The following is a 19669-nucleotide window of genomic DNA, read 5'->3' as shown; positions in this document are numbered from 1 at the left end:
AAGAAATATTGCGCTACGAAGACACTTTTATTCAAATAAAAGAAAACCCCGAGAGAGTTAACTATTCGGGGTTTTTTGCAGAATTAATGCTCAATTAAGCATCAATATCTGCATTTAAAGCATTTTCTTCAATGAATGCACGACGCGGTTCTACGTCATCACCCATCAAACAAGAGAACATACGATCTGCTTCAATCGCATCATCAATGGTCACTTGAAGCATATTACGATTTTCAGGATCCATTGTCGTTTCCCAAAGCTGTTCAGCATTCATCTCACCCAGACCTTTATAACGCTGGATCATCATGCCACGACGTGAATCAGACAAAATATGCTGCCAAACCTGATGGAATGTAGCAACATTAATTTTCTTCTCACCTTTTTGCAAATAAGCGCCATCTTCAAGTAAAGTAAACCAACTCTTCGAGTTTTGTAGTAAACGCTTGTATTCATTTGATGCAAGTAAGCCCTGATCAAGTAAATAATGATGTGGCAAATTATGAACATAAATCGTTACACGTGGCCAAAAGTGTGTCACTTTCGTGCCATCTGCATGTTCTTTATCAAACGGCTCTAATGTAATTTCAGGACGCAATGAAGGCTGATTTTGAGCAATAGCTACAGCCAATTTCTCGCCCCATTGCTTCACATATGACTCATCATGATTCTGATCAAGCTTAAAGCCTTCCAACTCAAGCAAACCATCTAATAAACTCGCTGGATAGCGTACTGTTAAACGCTGAATACTCTTTTGTGATGTTTGATAATCAGCAATCACTTTAGCTAGTGCATCACCACGAATAGCAGGTGCTTCTGCACTAATATGTAAATTCAGTTCATCAATCGCATTTGAAATAAGGTAAGTTTCAAGTGCATCATTATCTTTGAGATACTGCTCTTGCTTACCCTTTTTAAGTTTATATAACGGTGGTTGTGCAATATAAATATAACCACGTTCTACAAGTTCAGGCATTTGACGGAAGAAGAAAGTCAGAAGTAAAGTACGAATGTGTGAACCATCCACGTCCGCATCGGTCATAATAATGATTTTATGATAACGCAATTTATCGGGATTATATTCTTCACGACCAATACCACAACCGAGTGCAGTAATAAGCGTACCCACTTCTTGCGATGAAATCATTTTGTCAAAGCGTGCACGCTCTACGTTCAGGATTTTACCTTTTAACGGAAGAATGGCTTGCATCTTACGGTTACGTCCCTGCTTCGCAGAACCACCCGCAGAGTCACCTTCGACTAAGTATAATTCAGAAAGTGCAGGATCTTTTTCTTGGCAATCTGCTAACTTACCTGGCAATCCAGCAATATCTAATACACTTTTACGACGAGTTAATTCACGCGCTTTACGAGCAGCATCACGTGCACGTGCCGCATCAATGATTTTACCCGCAATCGATTTGGCTGCTGCAGGGTTCTCTAAAAGATATTCAGAGAACGATTTATTCATCGCTTGCTCAACAGCCGTTTTTACTTCACTTGAAACCAATTTTTCTTTGGTTTGTGAGGAGAACTTTGGATCAGGTACCTTCACTGAAACAATTGCAGTTAAACCTTCACGCGCATCATCACCTGAAACAGCAACTTTCTCTTTTTTGAGTAAGTTTTCACTTTCCATATAGCTGTTTAAGCCACGTGTTAAAGCTGCACGGAAACCGGCAAGATGCGTACCACCATCTTTTTGAGGAATGTTATTGGTAAAGCAACGAACATTTTCCTGATAAGTATCATTCCACTGTAATGCAACTTCAACACCAATGCCATTATCTGCCATTGTGGTGAAATGGAAAATGTCATTCAGATGTGTTTTGCCCTGATTGATATATTTTACAAACTCAGACAAACCACCTTCGTAATCGAATACATGCTCAGACCCAATACGATTATCCGCAAGTACAATACGTACGCCTGCATTCAAAAATGAAAGCTCTCGTAAACGACGTGCTAAAATATCAACATTAAAAATAGTTTGGCTAAACGTTTCAGCGCTTGGCCAAAAACGAACAGTAGTACCTGTTTCAGTTGTATCGCCAATGACTTTAAGCGGATAAACAGAATCGCCATGTTTATATTCTTGTTGGTGAATATGCCCAGCACGCTGAATGGTCAATTCAAGTTTGCTTGAAAGTGCATTTACAACGGATACACCAACACCGTGTAAACCACCTGAAACCTTATAACTGTTATCGTCAAATTTACCGCCTGCATGCAGAATCGTTAAAATCACTTCTGCTGCAGATACGCCCTCTTCTGGGTGAATATCGGTTGGAATACCACGACCATTGTCCGATACACTAACCGACTCATCCTCATGAATCGTAACTTTAATCTCGTCACAATAACCTGCTAAAGCTTCATCAATGGCATTATCGACCACTTCAAAAACCATATGATGCAAGCCTGAACCATCATCAGTGTCACCAATGTACATGCCTGGACGTTTACGTACAGCGTCCAATCCACGTAAAACTTTGATACTGGAAGAGTCATAAGCCTTTTCAGTGGTTTGTTCTGTTTGAGATGCTGATTGATCTTCTGAACTCATGGTTTCTCCCTGATAAAAAGTGGGTCTGTCCAAATCTGGCTAAAATATAAAATCATGGCACAACAGCCTGAACTTGACCGTGGTCAACATAAAATAATCGATATGAAATAGACAAATCATGTAAATGTTTTTTGACTGAGTCATGGTCTAGTGTGGTCATAAAAACCTGACTACCCAATTGGCTTAAACGCTTAATTAAACGCTGTTGTGCAGTTAAATCTAATTCTGCTGTCACATCATCTAATAATACCACAGTTTCCTTATTACAGGCATGTAACATGGCGATTTGAGATAGTTTTAATGCCATGATTAGTAACTTTTTTTGACCTCTAGAAAGCACCACATCAGCGTCACCTAGAGGCGTTTTTAAGCGCAAATCTGCCCGATGTGGACCATATTCGGTATAACGCCGATCGACATCTTTTTGATGATACTGAATGAGATCATTAGCCAAACCCTGTTCCACGTGAAACCCCGCACTATATTCCAATTGAATATTTAAATGAGGTAATAATTCAGCAAGGTCTTGTTGTAAATATTTTTTCCATTGCTCCACAATTTCCATTCGTTGAGAATGTAAAATCTCTCCATAGTCGCTGAGCATTTTATTCCACGGTTCTAAATCTTGTAGAGATAAATGACGCTTTGTTTTCAGTAAACCATTTCGTTGTTTCAATGCTCTGGAATAATATTGCCACGCATGATAAAAATCAGGCTCCACGTGAAACATGAGCCAATCAAGCAACTGACGTCTAGGCTTTGCCCCATGATCAATAATATCGGTACTCAGCGGATCAATCAGTTGTAACGGTAGAATTTTTGCAAGTTGTCCTTGAGTAGCAACGGTATCACCATTCACCTTAATAAACTGTTCACCACTTTGCATTTTCTGCATACCGATTTTTTCAGTCGAGGATTGCGCAAAGACAATTGCATCAGATGTATTATTTTGAATATAATTTTTGGGAATATGCGTACGGAAAGAACGTCCCGTTGCAAGTAGATGAATTGCCTCAAGAATCGATGTTTTTCCTGAACCATTCTGCCCATAAAAGACATTAAACGGCTGCAACTCATGGAGTGCAACCGTTTTGATGTTTCGGACACGCTGTATATTTAAACGTGTAATATGCATGATTTAGTTTAAAGAATCAGAGTAAAAATCAAACACGCATCGGCATAACGACATAGGTTTGATTTTGCTGAGTTGGATCTTGTACCAATACAGATTGGTTTGCTTCTGTCATGGTCATAATCACATCATCGCCATCCAAAACACTTAAAACTTCTAAAATGTATTGTGCATTGAATGACATTTCCATAGGTGTATCTGCATATTGAATCGCTAAATCTTCAACTGCTTCATCTTGCTCTGGATTATTAGCACGCAACTGTAAAGAATCCGCACCAAAATTTAAGAATACACCACGAAGTTTTTCATTACTTAAAATTGAAACACGCTGTAAAGATTGCTTAAAAACATCATGAGCAATAATCACTTTTTTATCACCACCACGTGGAATCACACGACGGTAATCAGGAAATTTCCCATCAATCAGTTTTGTCGTGAAACGTACGGTAATATCACCCTGCTCTTTATCACGGCTTGGCGTATTAATCGTGACGTTTAATAATTCACGACCAATTAGCAAAGTTAACTGTTCATCTTCAATACTTAGTAAACGTTGCAACTCACCCACAGCTTTACGTGGAACAATCGCCTGTACAGGCTGTGTTGCTGTAGATGATGCCAATGTTTCGCACAATGCCAAACGGTGACCATCTGTTGTCACAGCACGTAATTGATCTTCATCAATCTCAAGCAGCGTGCCTGTCAAATAAAAACGAACATCTTGGACAGCCATTGCAAACGATGTTTTTTCAAATAAGCGTTTCAATTCACGTTCTGTAACCTGAACTTGCGTGCCCTGACTATTTTCAGTGGTCAATAATGGGTAATCTTCCGCAGGTAAAGTACCGAGAACAAAACGACTTGCACCTGATTTTAAAATACAGCGTTGATCATCGGTAATTTGTAAATCAATCAATGCGCTCGTTGGCAATGATTTACAGATATCCATCAACTTACGTGCGGGTACAGTGGTTTCCCCTGCTTGTAAACATGCACCATCAGCCAATGTTGTACTTGCCACCAATTCAACTTCTAAATCTGAACCTGTAATGGTTAAAGCTTGTTGATTTGCTTGAATTTTTACGTTTGAAAGAATGTTTAAAGTATGGCGACGTTCAACAGCACCCACTACATGAGATAAAACATTAACTAAGCTTTCTTTCGCGATTTTCAAACGCACGATGGATTCCTCTAAAACTAGATATAGGTAAATTTTTTGTCGAATGACGTACTATGCGGCAGATTATGCCGCATTGCAAGAACTGGAAGTTAAGAATATTTTTTGAGCGAATTTCTGCTTTGTCACATCAACTTTGCAACAAACGCATGAGGTTTTTATAATCCTCATTAAAAATTGGATCTTCATCACGTAAACTTTGCACTTTATCACACGCATGCATCACGGTACTGTGATCTCGACCGCCAAAAGCCATTCCAATTTCAGGAAAACTATCACCAGTAAGTTCTCGTGCCAATCCCATTGCTAACTGACGCGGACGTGCATAAATACGAGTACGCTTTGGTCCAACAAGCTCTTTGAGGGGAATTCGGAAGTACTCACTCACTACACGCTGAATATTTTCAGTGCTGATGTTACGGGCACGAATTGCCAATACATCTTTAAGCGATTCACGAACCACTTCAAGATCAATATTCGTACCTTTAAAACGTGAAATTGCTACGACTTTATTCAGCGCACCTTCAAGTTCACGAACATTGGCAACGACTTGCTGTGCAATAAACAAGGCACAATTACGCGGTAAATCAACACCGCTGCTTTCTGCTTTTTTCAGTAAAATTTCAATACGAGTTTCAATATCAGGTGGTTCTACACCCACTGATAGCCCCCATGAAAAACGTGAAACTAAACGTGGATCAAGTTCTGTTAATTCTTTCGGGTAACGATCAGAAGTTAAAATAATCTGCTTTGACTCATCGAGTAAAGCATTAAACGTATAGAAAAACTCAACAAGACTTGCTTCTTTACCTGCCAATAAATGAATATCATCAACCAATAATAAATCAAGTGAACGACAGTTTTTCTTAAACTCTTCAACCTTACCTTTTTGTAAAGAACTTACAAAATCTTGTACAAAACTTTCTGCAGTCATATACATGACACGCGCATTCGGTTTTGCTTGTAGTAAAGAATTCCCCACAGCTTGCATTAAATGAGTTTTACCCAAACCAGTAGGTCCATATAAAAACAATGGGTTATGTTGTGATTCACCTAATTGGGTCAATACTTTACGGCATGTTTCAGCTGCCATTTGATTAGAACGACCTTCAACAAACAGTGCAAAAGTAAAAGATGGGTTCAGTACACGTTTACGCGTGTTCTTTGGTGAAATCGTTTCATGTTCTTTTTTTACACGTGTTGTTATTGGTGTAACAGATACAGGTGCCGAGTCCAACGCTGCAGTTGTTGTTGCAGGTTGTTCAGCTGCAGATAAAATCGCACCAGGGCGAGAATCTACTAAAATTTCAACTTTACGGATACGCCCTTCTGAAAGCTGTTCAGCAAGAATTGAAATCAACTCAAGATGATGCTCTTGAATATAGCGTGTCCAATAAGGATTCGGTGCATAGAGTTTAAGTGTATCTTGTACTTCTTCTGCAATAAGGGGTCGAATCCACATCGCATAGACATTATCAGAGAGCTCTTGTCGCAAGCGAGTTAAGCAGTCGGTCCAAAGCATGTGAAACCCCTTAATTAATTCTGTTTAAATTTAAAAACAGCCCTCAACCATTGAGGGGTCGCCATTCTAACCAAGTTATCCACATCTGTCATGAACTAATATTCAATTCTTGAATAAAAAAACAACATTCTGTGAATTATTTTAAATTCAACCCCCTTGTGGATAAAATTCCAAACAAGCTGTGGATAGAATAAATGCCAAAGTTATACACAGTTTATCAAGACAATTAAAACATAGTTATTCACAATATAAGAAAATGATTTTAAAAAATAAAATATTGATTTCCACAAGAAACCAAGACCCTAATAGTAATAAATTTAAATTTATAAATTTGAATTTAATTATATATAACCCTTATTTCTGGGGATAACTAGCATAGCGAATTAAATTTAAATTCAAATAGGAAATATAAATTTAAAAATGAATGTTTAAATTTATACGCTTAACGGTTGTGGGTATTTCTATTGATATCTCTGTTGATAACTATCATTTTTAATATAAATTATGTGTTTAGCTTGTGAATACTATTTTTATGCTTCCTGATAATCAATTGTTGATTGATTTTGTAAATTGATCAAAAAAAAATCTTTTATTAAAATAAAATAGGTTATTCATTGACAGAACAAACAATGCACAATAAACTCGCGAACCTTTATACAAAGATCATTTTTGGAGTTTCGATATGAAACGTACTTTCCAACCATCTGAATTAAAGCGTAAGCGCGTTCATGGTTTCCGTGCTCGTATGGCTACTAAAGCTGGTCGTCAAGTTCTAGCTCGTCGTCGTGCAAAAGGTCGTCATAGCTTAACTGTTTAATTCATTAAACAGTTTTAGCTTACGATTTGGGTGTTATGTCACTTTATAGTTTCAGTCCTTCGGTGAGAATCCGTTGTGCTGCAGATTACAAATGTGTATTTGATGGTGCGCTTTTTAAAGTGCATCAACCCCATTTTTTATTTTTAGCAAAAGTTACCGAACAGCCTCATAGCCGTTTGGGTATTGTTGTTGCTAAGAAAAAAGTGCGCCGTGCGCATGAAAGAAATCGAATAAAACGGCTTGCTCGGGAAAGTTTTCGCTTACATCAGCAAAACATTGAGTTGCTCGATATTGTAGTGATGCCAAAAATGGGTATTGATACAATTTCAAATGCTGAATTACATCAGCAATTACAATTTGCGTGGCAAAAATTGCAACGCCTTGTCAAAAAGCACCATAAAATAGCTCCCTCTTCCTCTCAAAATTAGAGATGACCAATGGCTCGATTACTGCATTGGCTGATTCGTTTCTATCAAATTGCGATTAGTCCTTTAATTGGACCTCGTTGCCGTTATATTCCAACTTGTTCTCAATATTCATTGGAAGCGATTCACGTTCATGGTGCCTTAAAAGGTAGTTGGCTTGCGACAAAAAGAGTATGCCGTTGTCATCCTTGGGGTGGTTTTGGTTATGATCCTGTGCCTGTTCCTAAAAAAGTAATTCGTTTTATTTCATTTCAACCAGTGGATTCTCAAACGGTTCATGTTGCTGTACCCTTGCGTGGACGTTTATTGAACCAAAATCATTCACACCATTTGGGGTAATTGTTATGCAACAATGGGCCAGATTTGCAATTCTCGGGGCCATGTTTGTCACTGCGTATTTATTAATATTGGCATGGCAAAAAGACTATGGACATTCTAGTCAATCTGAGCAAAAACCCGCAGCTATTGTTGCGCAAGATACAACTCAGGCGCATCTTGCTACTGATCAGCCACAAGTTGGTGCGACTGCCCCTGCGGCAAAGACTACACCACAAAAGCTGATCACGATTAAGACCGATCTTTATAATATTTCTATCAATCCCAAAGGTGGTGATATTGAGCGTGTTGAACTGCTAAATCATGATAAGAGCAAAAATAGTGACGATTCTTTCGTTATGCTTGAAAATGATGCAACACGTAAATATATCGCAGAAACTGGTTTTAAAGGTTTGAATGGTACGGATAACAATCCGAATGCCCGTCCTCAGTATGAAACAGAAAAAGCGGCTTATACACTTGCTGATGCAAAAGATGTAAAAGGTAAGGACGGCAAAGTTGAAAAAGTGATTTCAGTGCCGTTAGTGTTTAAAACTGCTGATAATGTTGAAGTGATTAAAACCTTTACATTTAAGCAAGGCACTTATCCAATTACAGTTAGCCATAAAGTAACGAACCGCAGTGCACAACCGTGGCAAGGTCAACTTTACGGTAACATCATCCGCGATAATTCTGATGATCCAGGTAAATCGGATCAAGGGATTTTTACACTAGGCACTTACTTAGGTGGTGCGTGGGGTACACCTGAAGAGCATTACAATAAGCTTAAATTTACCAATTTCTCTGAAGAAAAATTGAATAAAGAAGCGACTGGTGGATGGGTTGCAATTGTTCAGCATTACTTTGTGAGTGCTTGGATTCCAGGTAACTTTAATGGTCAGCCATTTAAAGCGACACTTGAATCAAATAAAGACAATAACTTAAATGTGATTGGCTTTACTTCACCAGCAATTAATATTCCTGCTGGCACAGCAATGGAAATTGATGCGACATTCTATTCAGGTCCAAAAGTTCAGTCTGAACTAAGTGATTTGGCTGTTGGTTTGAACCAAACTGTTGATTATGGTTGGTTATGGCCAATCGCAAAATTATTGTTCATGGGCTTACAATTCTTCCATGGTATTGTGGGTAATTGGGGCTGGGCAATTATTCTGCTAACCATTTTGGTGAAACTGATTCTTTGGCCTTTATCTTCAAAAAGCTATCGTTCTATGGCGAAGATGCGTGTAATTGCACCTGAAATGCAACGCATGAAAGAAGAGTTTGGTGAAGATCGCATGCGTTTCTCTCAAGAAATGATGGCGCTTTACAAACGTGAACAAGTGAATCCACTTGCGGGCTGTTTACCGTTATTACTTCAAATGCCAATCTTCCTTGCGTTGTATTGGGTATTGATGGAGTCGGTTGAATTACGTCATGCACCATGGATGCTTTGGATTCAAGATTTATCTGCAATGGATCCATGGTTTGTACTTCCATTGATTATGGGTGTGACCATGTTTGTACAACAAGCATTGAATCCACAACCAACTGATCCTATGCAAGCAAAAGTGTTCAAAATCATGCCGATTATGTTCACTGTATTTATGTTGTTCTTCCCTGCTGGTTTGGTTTTATATTGGATCGTGAACAACTCGATTACGATTCTTCAGCAATCATTTATCAATAAAAGTGTTGAAAAAGCCAAAGCAAAAACGACAGAGGTTGTGTAAATGATTGAGTCTTTATAAAGATTCATCACCAAGCAACAGCTGAAAAAATCCGCTTAAGATGGTAATCTTAGGCGGATTTTTTATTGTCTAAATTTAGAGATTGCTCATGAATACACCTGCCCAAAACACGACGATTGCAGCCATTGCAACACCACCTGGTCGTGGAGGTGTTGGTGTTATTCGTTTATCAGGTCCGAAAGCCTATGCAATTGCTGAAGCACTGACACAAAAAGTATTACCTAAAGCACGCTTTGCTGGTTTTCGTCAGTTCTTAGATGAGCACAATGAGGTTATGGATGAGGGCTTAGTGATTTGCTTTCCGAACCCACATTCGTTCACAGGTGAAGATGTAGTGGAGTTACAAGGGCATGGTGGTCCAATCATTCAAAATACTTTGCTCGCTCGTTTACTTGAATTGGGTGCAACAGCGGCTAAAGCGGGTGAGTTTTCCATGCGTGCTTTTGAAAATGGCAAAATGGATTTGGTGCAAGCAGAAGCAATTGCCGATTTGATTGATGCAACTTCACAAGTGGCAGCACGTTCTGCAGTTCGTTCATTACAAGGTGTATTTTCTAACAAGGTCAATACGGTATTACAAAAACTAATTCATTTGCGCTTGCATGTGGAAGCCGCAATTGATTTCCCAGAAGAAGAAATTGATTTTTTAGCTGATGGTAAAATTTTAAATTTGCTTGAAGATGTTCAATCGTCAGTGACCACCGTTCAACAATCTGCACGTCAGGGGCAATTGTTACGTGAAGGCTTACAAGTGGTGATTGCAGGTAAGCCGAATGCTGGAAAATCATCTCTTTTAAATGCTTTAGCAGGTAATGACCGTGCCATTGTGACTGATATTGCAGGTACAACGCGTGATGTTTTGCATGAAAAAATTAGTTTAAACGGCTTACCTATTACCCTGACAGATACAGCTGGTTTACGTGATACAAGCGATATTGTTGAACGAGAAGGTATTCGCCGTGCGATTAAAGAAATTGAGCAGGCTGATTTATTATTGCTTGTCTATGATCTAAGCCAAGGCGACAATCCGTTAGAATTAGCGAAGAGTTATTTTGCTGAACATATAGAGCCAAAACGTTTGATGTTGATTGGCAATAAATGTGATTTAACTACGCAAGCACCCGAATTAAACGATTTAGAGGGTTTCCGTCATATTACTGTGTCTGCAAAGCAGGAAATGGGCGTTCAAGTGCTGATAGATGCGATTACAGCGCATGCAGGCTTCCAACCTGAAGAAGATACCTTTATTGCACGAACTCGTCATTTGGACGCAATGAAGCGCACTCAACGCTATTTAGCGGAAGCACATGAGCAATTGACGATTTATTATGCAGGTGAGTTGGTCGCAGAGTCACTTCGTCTAGCACAAAATGCTTTGGGTGAAATTACGGGTGATTTTAGTGCAGATGATTTATTGGGTGTGATTTTTGGATCGTTTTGTATCGGAAAATGATGATTTAATAAAAATATTTAACATAAATAATAAAAAAGCTGACATAAGTCAGCTTTTTTTTTGATTAAAAGTTGTTTTTCAGTAAATTTCATTTATTCAGAAGCTAAAATTATTTATGGTAAAGATAATTTCTTTAAAAGGAGTAAAAATAATGAATAAATTTTCTCTAGCAATTTCTACAATTTTATTGGCTTCTACTGCGCAGGTTTGGGCATATGACTTAGAAGATCAACACATCATTACAGCAGCTGAAAAGCATCCTGTAACGACTGCACAAGCGCTTAAATTAGCAGATGAAACTGCCGTAAGTGTAACGGGTACAATTGTCCGTAAGATTAAACATGAACATTATGTACTTAAAGATGCAGCAGGTCAGATCAATGTTGAAATTGATGAGAAATTGGCAACACCTGCACAGCTTAAAGTTGGAACAAAGATTAAGGTTCTAGGTGAGGTCGATACACACCGTACTAAACCAACTGATATTGATGCAGTGAAAATTGAATTTTTGAAATAATTTTCTATTTAGTTCAAGAATTTTATATTGTGTGATAGACCTAAAAAGTAGGTACTCACTATTAAGGTGAGCCTACTTTTTTCTATTTTAAAAATCTAATAATAATGATTAAACAGTGCTTTTTTGTACGTTCAGATGTTTCAATAACAAGCCGATGCATAACAATCCAACGCCAATACAGAAGCCAAAGACCCCCATTTTTAAACCAAAATGATCAGAAAGCCATCCTGCAAAAATAATTGGGACAATTGTTCCAAAGTAAGCAATAAATAAGTATGTAGACACAACTGCGGCGCGGTTTTCAGTTTGGGTCATGTGATGGATTAATGCAAAAGCACCAAGTAGTGCCAAACCATGCCCTATTCCGACAAAAATGACGCTTATAAAGAATAAAAAACTCCAATGCATCGCCATACACATTGATAAAACAACATAACTTAAAGTCAATGAAATTAGACCAATATTCAGTGCCTTATGCATGTTGGTCGTTTTGAAAATGAATTGAATTAAGGCTGAAATTAGCAAAATACTAGCGATCGTGATTCCGCTAACCATTGGACCATGCCACGGAATGACATCCTGAATAAACGATGGTGCTAAAGAGGCAAATAGACTGAATGAACCAAATGCACAGAAGGCGGCAAAACTTACAATATAAAATAATGTTTTGAATTTTGGTGCAGGCAATTCTAAATGGGGTGCAACGGAAAATGCTTGTTTCTCAAAAGTAGCGATTTTGACACGTGATAAACCAACAATACTGAGTAATGCAGCAATGATGACGGGGATATAGGGTGTAACCAAAGGTGCTTGAGAAAATTGTGCGATTGTTCCACCAATTAAGGGTCCTAAACCGAAGCCAATGACAGTAATAATCGAACACAGTTGTGCAGCATATTGTTTGTGCGAACCAGGAATGGTCAGAATTAATCCAAGCATTGCAGAGGTGCTAATGAGACCTGAAGCAATACCAATAATAAAACGCCCAAATCCGAGTAAGCTGGTGTTACTTGCAAAAACTGAAAAAATCAGTCCAATAACAGCGAAGAATAAGCCCATTTGTAGGGTACGAATAAAACCAAAACTATTACTACTACGTCCTAAAAAGAGTAATGTCGTCATACAGCCGAACATATAGGCGATAAAAATATAAGTGATTTGGCTTGGTAAAAGTTGCCAAAGTTGCTGATAAATTGGATATAAAGGACTAGCAAGCGCTGTACCGATGGTTCCAACGCACAGCGCAAGGCTCACCATATAAAATGGTCGCCAAGATTGAGGGTTCATAAATGTCCGTAACAACAGAAATAAAGAAGAATGCTGATCTTCAATAAAAAAGGAAGATTGGCATGAAAAACTGAAGATTAAATTGAGATTAGAACTTAATCAAATAGAGGTCAATGTCTAATTTATTATTTATATGATTATTCATGTGTCACAAATAGGTGGAGGTAAAGTTTTAGTGGTTTTAGCTTCAGAAACTAGGGATAGAGTGGTGAATGTCGATGTAAATCGTCAAGAATTGCCTGCACATAATGTGTTAGTACGTCTTTTAGTAGAAATTAATACCGCAGCAATTTGAAATTTTGTTTCACGTGGAACCTAAAATTTATCGTTTTTAGTTTTGATCCTTTAATTGATCACTTACTACAGTTTTCACACAAGTTGAGTCCATGGTTATGCTTTAATGCGACTGAATTATTTTTTTAGATTTAAAGTCTATGTTAAAACAATTGATCACATTGGGTCTAAGTCTGGCATTTTGTAGTAGTAGTTTTGCAAATGTTGAGAGCGTTAAAGCGAAATTGGTACAGCAATATCCACAAGTTAAAATTGAAAATTTACAAGCTACGGAAATGCAAGGTTTATATAGTGGAACACTTGATCATCAGATTGTTTATATCAATGAAGATGCACAACATTTATTTATTGGTTCGATGATTCGTTTGAAAGATCAGCGTAATTTGACCAAAGATTTAGCAATGAAAAAAGACATTGTTGACTTTAAAAGTCTTCCTTTTACAGATGCAATTAAAACTGTTCGAGGAGATGGAAAACGCCAATTGGCCGTATTTTCTGATCCAAATTGCCCATATTGCAAGGTTCTTGAAGGCAATTTAGCGAGCTTAAATAACGTTACGATTTATACATTTATGTACCCAATTAAGACACAATCTGTGCAGTCATCAAAGCAAGTATGGTGTTCAGCTAATAAAGATTATGCATGGAAAAATTTAATTCAAAAAGCCATCCAACCAACAGCAAGTGCTGACTGTGCAACGCCTATAGAACGTAATTTACAATTAGGTAAAAAACTGGGTTTACAGGGAACACCTGCCATTATTTTTTCAAATGGTTATAAAGCATTGGGTGCCTACCCTGCAGTTGAAATTGAGAAAATTTGGCAGCAAGCGGGTTTATAAAAAAATATAAAATATGCAACATTCAAAAAAATCACCATTTAAATGGTGATTTTTTACATTATTTTTAGTTTTGTAATAACTATGTGTTAAGTTCGTTTAGAAACAAAGTTGTAAATGACCAAGACAATAATTGCACCGATAACGGAAGCAATGAATCCAGCAGATGATCCAGGTGGGTAAATTCCGAGTAATTGACCGCCATATGTTGCGACTAATGAACCTACGATACCTAGAGCAATAGTGACAAGAAATCCAGCTTTGTCATCCCCTGGATGGATAGCTCGAGCAAGTAGTCCTGCAAAAAAACCAATAATAATTGAACCGATCAGTGATAGCATGAGTCTTCTCCTTATCCTGTAGTTTTAAATACTAATTTTTATAACTTCATAGATTTACATCTTCAATATGCATCAATAATGGGATGATAAATAGTTATTCTATGCTAAGACATGTTGCCTTTTTGTTCGAACTTTTGTCGATAAATAAAAAAAGCGGCTTACGCCGCTTAAATTCTAAAAGTATCGTCTTAAAGACCAATTTCACCAATAAAAGGAATGTGGCGATACTTTTGATCGTAATCTAAGCCATAACCAACAATAAATTTATCTTCAACTTCGAAGCCCAAAAATTTAACATCAAGTTCAATTTCACGGCGTGAAGGTTTGCTGACTAAAGTACACAGTTCAATTGAATTTGGACTGCGTGTTTCCAAAATTTCGAGAACTTTACTGAGCGTATTTCCTGAGTCAATAATATCTTCAATGACCAAGACATCTTTGCCACGAATTTCGCCATCTAAGTCTTTTAAAATTTTCACATCACGTGAAGATGATGTGCCACCACCGTAGCTCGAAACGGTCATAAAATCGAGTTCGTGTCCTTTGCTAATTGCACGGCATAAATCTGCCATGAAGATTACAGAACCTCGTAACAGACCAATCAGAACGAGTTCTTTGTCGCTACTCGCATAATGGGCATCAATTTTTTGTCCAAGTTCTTTGACTTTTTCCTGAATTTCTTCAGTTGAAATCATTACTTTCATTTCAATGGTCATGGGAAATACCTAAAAACATCAATCATGCAAAAATAAAAAAGGTGTTGACGTGCAACACCTAAAAGATGAATCAATTTTAAAACATATCAAATCAAGATGCATCTTTTTTGACAATTCATTGTGTAAACGGTTCTTTAATGTGCATCACGTTTAAGTAAAAACGCACATGCAACACATATCGAGCCGATTAAAATTAACGTTCGCTTTGATCGTTTTTGCTTAGGTCGATAGACTTGTTGCTGAGTGTGTTCTTGCTCATGATTTTTGTTCATACGCCTTTTCTCCGTAAATATAGGTCGCGTGAATGTTACGATCATCACCCATAGTCAGCAGTGCAAATAACGCATCTTCAATATTTTTAGCACGTTCTTGACGCAGTTGTTGTAATGCCGTGGCTTTTAAATTCAGCACCACAAAATCAGCTTCTTTACCAATATTGAAGTTGCCCAATTTATCATCCAAATGTAGTGCTTTTGCACCACCTAAAGTGGCGTGATAGAGCGATTCAAAGGCAGAAAGTTTATCACCCTGAAGTTGTTGAACTTTATAAGCTTCATTTAACGTCTGTAATTGGCAAAATGATGTTCCTGCACCAATGTCAGTTCCTAAGCCAACTTTAACCTGTTTTTCCCACGTTTTTTTCAGTGGAAATAAGCCACTACCAAGGAATAAATTAGACGTTGGGCAGAAGGCAATTGCTGAATCGGTATCGTGCATACAATCCCATTCATGCTCTTCTAAATGCACACAATGTGCAAATACAGAACGCTCCCCTGTTAAGCCAAAATGATGATAAACATCTAAATAGCCTTTTTGCTCAGGGAATAAATCTTTTACCCATGCGATTTCATTTTTATTTTCACTTAAATGGGTATGTACATAAACATCAGGATATTCGGCTTTTAACTGCCCTGCTCTTGCCAATTGTTCAGGTGTCGAAGTTGGTGCGAAACGTGGCGTAATGGCATATAGATTACGCCCTTTACCATGCCATTTTTCAATGAGGACTTTTGAATCGTGGTAGGCGCTTTCTGCCGTATCGGTTAGTTCATCAGGTGCATGACGATCCATCATTACTTTACCCGCAATTAAGCGCATTTGATGCTGCTCTGCTGCTTCAAATAAAGCATCAACTGACTGAGGATGAACGGTACAAAAAACTAATGCTGTGGTTGTACCATTTTTAAGTAATTCATGAACAAAAAACTGTGCGATTTTATCTGCATAGTTTTTATCTGCAAATTGCATTTCAGTTGGGAATGTATAAGTATTCAGCCATTCCAAAAGCTGTTCGCCGTAAGCACCGACCATTTCTGTTTGTGGAAAATGGATATGTGTGTCGATAAAACCTGGAACAATTAATTGTTCAGGATAATGTTGAATTTGGGTATTTTCGGGGATGTGTTGTTGACCTGCTTCCCATTCACCAAACCAACTAATTTTGCCGTTTTGGGTAATAAGAAGACCATCTTCTACATATCGCACTTGGTCGTGGATTTCACGTGCTTGGGCAACTGTATTCTGAATATCAAGGAAACGACCACGAATGGCTGTTGTTGTATGTACAGAAGACATTTTAAACCTGCGTTTTGAATTTTTTCGATTGATTGTAGCTGATTTTTATTGTGGGTTGCCTATTTTGTCTGATTTTGTCTAAGTTATTCACTGATGTTACGCAGTAACATGAAAATCATATTTTACCACTTAATGAGTTTGGATACGTGGTAGTAGTCATCCGCATTTGTTTGTTGTAGAACTACTTGTGATTGAAAATGCTTCTGCAATCATTATTTTTAAAGGACAAGATGTTTGTGCTTTATATTTAGCCAGTTTTATTTGTAGCAGATAAAGCGCTCTTTAAAAAGAAGTGAGCTTACTCTCCCGTATAGGACGGATTCATCTTATTTTTTGTCTAGGTTTATCAAAGACAATATAATAATTTCTGAGTTTAAAATTTTTCAAAATGAGTTTTTTATTTTTCATCTCCAATAATACAGTTGAAAGAACTCAATCATGGGTATATACATTAAGTGATTTAAATCGACTCGCTGTAATAAAGTTCAAGTAAAAAATTGGGTATTATTCTTGATTATTAATAGTTTTAAGTTCGTCAATATTTTGTATAAAAATGATAATGATTAAATAAATTTAATTCTCTATTTGTATAACTTAACAGATTATTTAAGTTACATTTTTTATGAATAATAATTTAATTTTAGAGGGTAGACTGAATTAAAAGCCATTAAAAAGGTACTACATATGAATACGTATTCTTCATTATTAAATTTAGATCAGTATGTTGCTATTGTGACCGGAGGTGGTAATGGTATTGGAGCCGCAAGTTGTAAGCTATTGGCCCAACATGGTGCTAGTGTCGTTGTTGCAGATTTAAAATTGGACGCAGCTCAAAAAATTGCAGATGAAATAAAAGCTCAAGGATTTCAAGCCATCGCTGTTGAGTGTAATGTTTTGAATGATGAAGATTTAGTGCGTTTGGTTGAAACGACGGTTAATCATTATCATAAAATTAATATTTTGGTGAATAATGCCGGTGGTGGTGGTGCAGGTCGAGAAAGTCCCGAACATCTGAGCGTTGAACAGTTTGCTCGTACTTTTCAGCTTAATGTTTTTAGTGGTTGGCGTTTATCTCAACTCTGCGCACCTTATATGAAGCAAGCTGGTTTAGGTTCGATTATTAATATTTCTTCTATGAGTTCAATTAATAAAAGCCCTGCAATTAGTGCATATGCATCATCTAAAGCTGCAATTAATCATATGACAGCCAATTTAGCTTTTGATTATGGTCCTGAAATACGTATTAATGCTGTTGGACCAGGAGCAATTCGTACAGATGCTCTAGCTTCAGTTCTAACGCCTGAAATAGAGCAACGAATGTTAGCGCACACGCCACTACAACGCTTAGGAGAAGCAGACGATATTGCTGGAGCAGTGTTGTATTTTGCTGCACCCATTTCAAAATGGGTCAGCGGACAGGTTTTATTTGTAAATGGTGGTGGTGTACAAACATTAGATTAAAAGATGATTTAAATTGAAATGTATAAAAGTCCAAAATATTTTTGGGCTTTTATTTTTTTGAGCGACCCTGCTAAGGAAAATAACGAGTCCAAAAAATGACAGGATTATTGAATAAAATGCATCATTACTGATCTAAACTTGGCAGAAATATTTTTTAGAAATGAGGGTGATTAGCCACGAGTTGATTACTCTTATTTACACAACTCTTTACCCCAATCATTTGAGCAACCATATTGATTAAATATATCGAATGGATATTTTATTGTTACTGCTACACGCAATAATAAAAAGAAGATCGAAGCAATAAAAATGAATAATAAAAAGCCCTCCAATGGGAAGGCTCTCTGATTTTATTGATTGCTAAAGTTAGTTATAGGGTTGTTTCGTTATATTTTTTACTATGACGAATTGATAACACAGCAGTAATAGCTAAAGTAATCACGATGAAACCTAATGAAATCCAAATTGGCATGTGGAATACATCAAGTAATAACATTTTTGTACCAATGAACATGAGAATAATACCTAGACCATACGGTAAGTAATGCATTTTCGATGCTGCACCAGACAACAAGAAAAACATCGCACGTAGACCTAAAATTGCCATGAGGTTTGCAGTTAATACAATGAACGGATCACTTGTTACAGCAAAGATCGCAGGAATAGAATCCACCGCAAAAATTACATCAGATGCTTCAACCAAAATTAAAACTAAAAATAATGGTGTTGCCCAAAGTACGCCATTTTGACGGACAAAGAATTTTGCACCTTCAAGTTTTGGCGTGATTCGCATGTGTTTACGCAACCATTTGAGAATCGCCATATCTTCGATATTGGTATTTTCTTCGTCCTGACCTTTGAGGAATTTGAAACCTGTATAAAGTAAGAACGCACCGAAAATATAGAGAATCCAAGAGAATTCTTGTACAAACCATGCACCAATGAAGATAAAAATAGTACGTAAGACAATTGCACCGAGTACGCCATAAAGCAAAATTTTACGTTGTAAACCTTGTGGAATTGCAAAAGCTGCGAAGATCATTAGCCAAACAAAAACATTGTCAATTGCAAGTGATTTTTCAAGTAAATAACCTGCGAAATACTCCATTGTTTTTGCATTGGCAATGGTGATACCAGCTGTTTGTTGCAAGTACAGCCACAGACCACCACCAAAAAGTGATGCAATCGTGACCCAAGCAATACTCCAATAGGCTGCAGTTTTTAATTTGACTTCTTGCCCTTCTTTTTGCTTGAAGCCCATAAAGTCGATGAGGAGCATGACTGCAACAATGGCAAAGAACGCCAAATATAGCCACGGATTACCGATGGTTTCCATAAAATTCTCCTGATCTGGCAAGTAATCAGGCATAAAAAAGACCTTGATCAGCTGCCAGATGATTAAACATCTGTGTCAACATGATCAAGGTCTTGCCTACATTTTAGAAATTATGCTCATTCTAAAATGCTCAGATACCGGCTTTTTT

19 protein-coding genes are annotated in these 19669 nt (G+C 37.4%); 9 read left to right on the top strand and 10 right to left on the bottom strand.

Going from position 1 to position 19669, the window contains the following annotated elements:
* Positions 1–94 precede the first annotated feature (94 nt).
* The 4 genes from gyrB to dnaA form a co-directional block, all read right to left on the bottom strand.
* Complete coding sequence (gene gyrB / locus ACK1JC_RS13845; RefSeq protein ID WP_409512455.1) at positions 95–2563, bottom strand: DNA topoisomerase (ATP-hydrolyzing) subunit B; 2469 nt, start codon at positions 2561–2563, stop codon at positions 95–97.
* A gap of 52 nt (positions 2564–2615) precedes the next feature.
* Complete coding sequence (gene recF / locus ACK1JC_RS13840) at positions 2616–3698, bottom strand: DNA replication/repair protein RecF (RefSeq protein ID WP_409512454.1); 1083 nt, start codon at positions 3696–3698, stop codon at positions 2616–2618.
* A gap of 28 nt (positions 3699–3726) precedes the next feature.
* Positions 3727–4875 (bottom strand): DNA polymerase III subunit beta, encoded by a 1149-nt coding sequence (dnaN, locus tag ACK1JC_RS13835; RefSeq protein WP_409512453.1) that lies wholly within the window; start codon positions 4873–4875, stop codon positions 3727–3729.
* Between the two features lie 127 nt (positions 4876–5002).
* The gene (gene dnaA / locus ACK1JC_RS13830; RefSeq protein ID WP_409512452.1) at positions 5003–6394 is read right to left on the bottom strand and encodes a chromosomal replication initiator protein DnaA; all 1392 of its coding nucleotides are present in this window, start codon (positions 6392–6394) and stop codon (positions 5003–5005) included.
* 682 nt (positions 6395–7076) lie between these two features.
* Between dnaA and rpmH the strand changes: the two genes are divergently transcribed.
* From rpmH to ACK1JC_RS13800, 6 genes are all read left to right on the top strand, one after another.
* The gene (rpmH, locus tag ACK1JC_RS13825) at positions 7077–7211 is read left to right on the top strand and encodes a 50S ribosomal protein L34 (protein WP_000831329.1); all 135 of its coding nucleotides are present in this window, start codon (positions 7077–7079) and stop codon (positions 7209–7211) included.
* A gap of 35 nt (positions 7212–7246) precedes the next feature.
* A complete protein-coding gene (rnpA, locus tag ACK1JC_RS13820; RefSeq protein WP_409512451.1) occupies positions 7247–7639 on the top strand; it encodes a ribonuclease P protein component in 393 nt (130 codons plus the stop codon).
* A gap of 9 nt (positions 7640–7648) precedes the next feature.
* Entirely contained in the window at positions 7649–7975 is a 327-nt protein-coding gene (gene yidD / locus ACK1JC_RS13815; protein WP_409512450.1) for a membrane protein insertion efficiency factor YidD, read from the top strand.
* 5 nt (positions 7976–7980) lie between these two features.
* Positions 7981–9684, top strand: a complete 1704-nt coding sequence (gene yidC / locus ACK1JC_RS13810; protein ID WP_409512449.1) for a membrane protein insertase YidC — start codon at positions 7981–7983, stop codon at positions 9682–9684.
* A gap of 106 nt (positions 9685–9790) precedes the next feature.
* The gene (gene mnmE / locus ACK1JC_RS13805) at positions 9791–11155 is read left to right on the top strand and encodes a tRNA uridine-5-carboxymethylaminomethyl(34) synthesis GTPase MnmE (RefSeq protein WP_409512448.1); all 1365 of its coding nucleotides are present in this window, start codon (positions 9791–9793) and stop codon (positions 11153–11155) included.
* Positions 11156–11306: 151 nt separating this feature from the next.
* Complete coding sequence (locus ACK1JC_RS13800; RefSeq protein WP_409512447.1) at positions 11307–11672, top strand: NirD/YgiW/YdeI family stress tolerance protein; 366 nt, start codon at positions 11307–11309, stop codon at positions 11670–11672.
* A 108-nt stretch (positions 11673–11780) separates the two neighbouring features.
* Here ACK1JC_RS13800 and ACK1JC_RS13795 read toward each other — a convergent pair whose 3' ends face one another.
* The gene (locus tag ACK1JC_RS13795; protein ID WP_409512446.1) at positions 11781–12959 is read right to left on the bottom strand and encodes an MFS transporter; all 1179 of its coding nucleotides are present in this window, start codon (positions 12957–12959) and stop codon (positions 11781–11783) included.
* Positions 12960–13104: 145 nt separating this feature from the next.
* On the opposite strand from ACK1JC_RS13795, the gene ACK1JC_RS13790 reads away from it, so the two are divergent.
* Together ACK1JC_RS13790 and ACK1JC_RS13785 are read left to right on the top strand one after the other, a co-directional pair.
* Positions 13105–13254 (top strand): hypothetical protein, encoded by a 150-nt coding sequence (locus ACK1JC_RS13790; protein ID WP_409512445.1) that lies wholly within the window; start codon positions 13105–13107, stop codon positions 13252–13254.
* 139 nt (positions 13255–13393) lie between these two features.
* A complete protein-coding gene (locus ACK1JC_RS13785; RefSeq protein ID WP_409512444.1) occupies positions 13394–14095 on the top strand; it encodes a DsbC family protein in 702 nt (233 codons plus the stop codon).
* Positions 14096–14181: 86 nt separating this feature from the next.
* Here the strand turns inward: ACK1JC_RS13785 and ACK1JC_RS13780 are convergent, their stop codons facing one another.
* The 4 genes from ACK1JC_RS13780 to guaD form a co-directional block, all read right to left on the bottom strand.
* Positions 14182–14433, bottom strand: a complete 252-nt coding sequence (locus ACK1JC_RS13780) for a GlsB/YeaQ/YmgE family stress response membrane protein (RefSeq protein WP_409512443.1) — start codon at positions 14431–14433, stop codon at positions 14182–14184.
* Between the two features lie 188 nt (positions 14434–14621).
* Positions 14622–15149 carry a hypoxanthine phosphoribosyltransferase gene (gene hpt / locus ACK1JC_RS13775; RefSeq protein WP_409512442.1) on the bottom strand — a complete coding sequence of 176 codons (528 nt, stop codon included), beginning with the start codon at positions 15147–15149 and terminating at the stop codon, positions 14622–14624.
* Positions 15150–15283: 134 nt separating this feature from the next.
* Positions 15284–15421: a hypothetical protein gene (locus ACK1JC_RS13770; RefSeq protein WP_409512441.1), complete on the bottom strand. Its 138-nt coding sequence runs from the start codon at positions 15419–15421 to the stop codon at positions 15284–15286.
* Entirely contained in the window at positions 15405–16724 is a 1320-nt protein-coding gene (guaD, locus tag ACK1JC_RS13765) for a guanine deaminase (RefSeq protein ID WP_409512440.1), read from the bottom strand. Before guaD ends, ACK1JC_RS13770 begins: the two co-directional genes overlap by 17 nt.
* A gap of 684 nt (positions 16725–17408) precedes the next feature.
* Here guaD and ACK1JC_RS13760 point away from each other — a divergent pair.
* Complete coding sequence (locus ACK1JC_RS13760) at positions 17409–18185, top strand: glucose 1-dehydrogenase (protein ID WP_409512439.1); 777 nt, start codon at positions 17409–17411, stop codon at positions 18183–18185.
* Positions 18186–18555: 370 nt separating this feature from the next.
* Here the strand turns inward: ACK1JC_RS13760 and ACK1JC_RS13755 are convergent, their stop codons facing one another.
* Positions 18556–19521: a TerC family protein gene (locus ACK1JC_RS13755; RefSeq protein WP_409512467.1), complete on the bottom strand. Its 966-nt coding sequence runs from the start codon at positions 19519–19521 to the stop codon at positions 18556–18558.
* Between the last annotated feature and the right edge of the window lie 148 nt (positions 19522–19669).

The sequence above is a fragment of the Acinetobacter sp. TY2 genome (genome assembly GCF_046269225.1).
Classification (GTDB): Bacteria; Pseudomonadota; Gammaproteobacteria; order Pseudomonadales; family Moraxellaceae; genus Acinetobacter.
The sequence above is the reverse complement of the archived record's forward strand: the minus strand, read 5'-3'. Positions and strand labels throughout refer to the sequence as shown.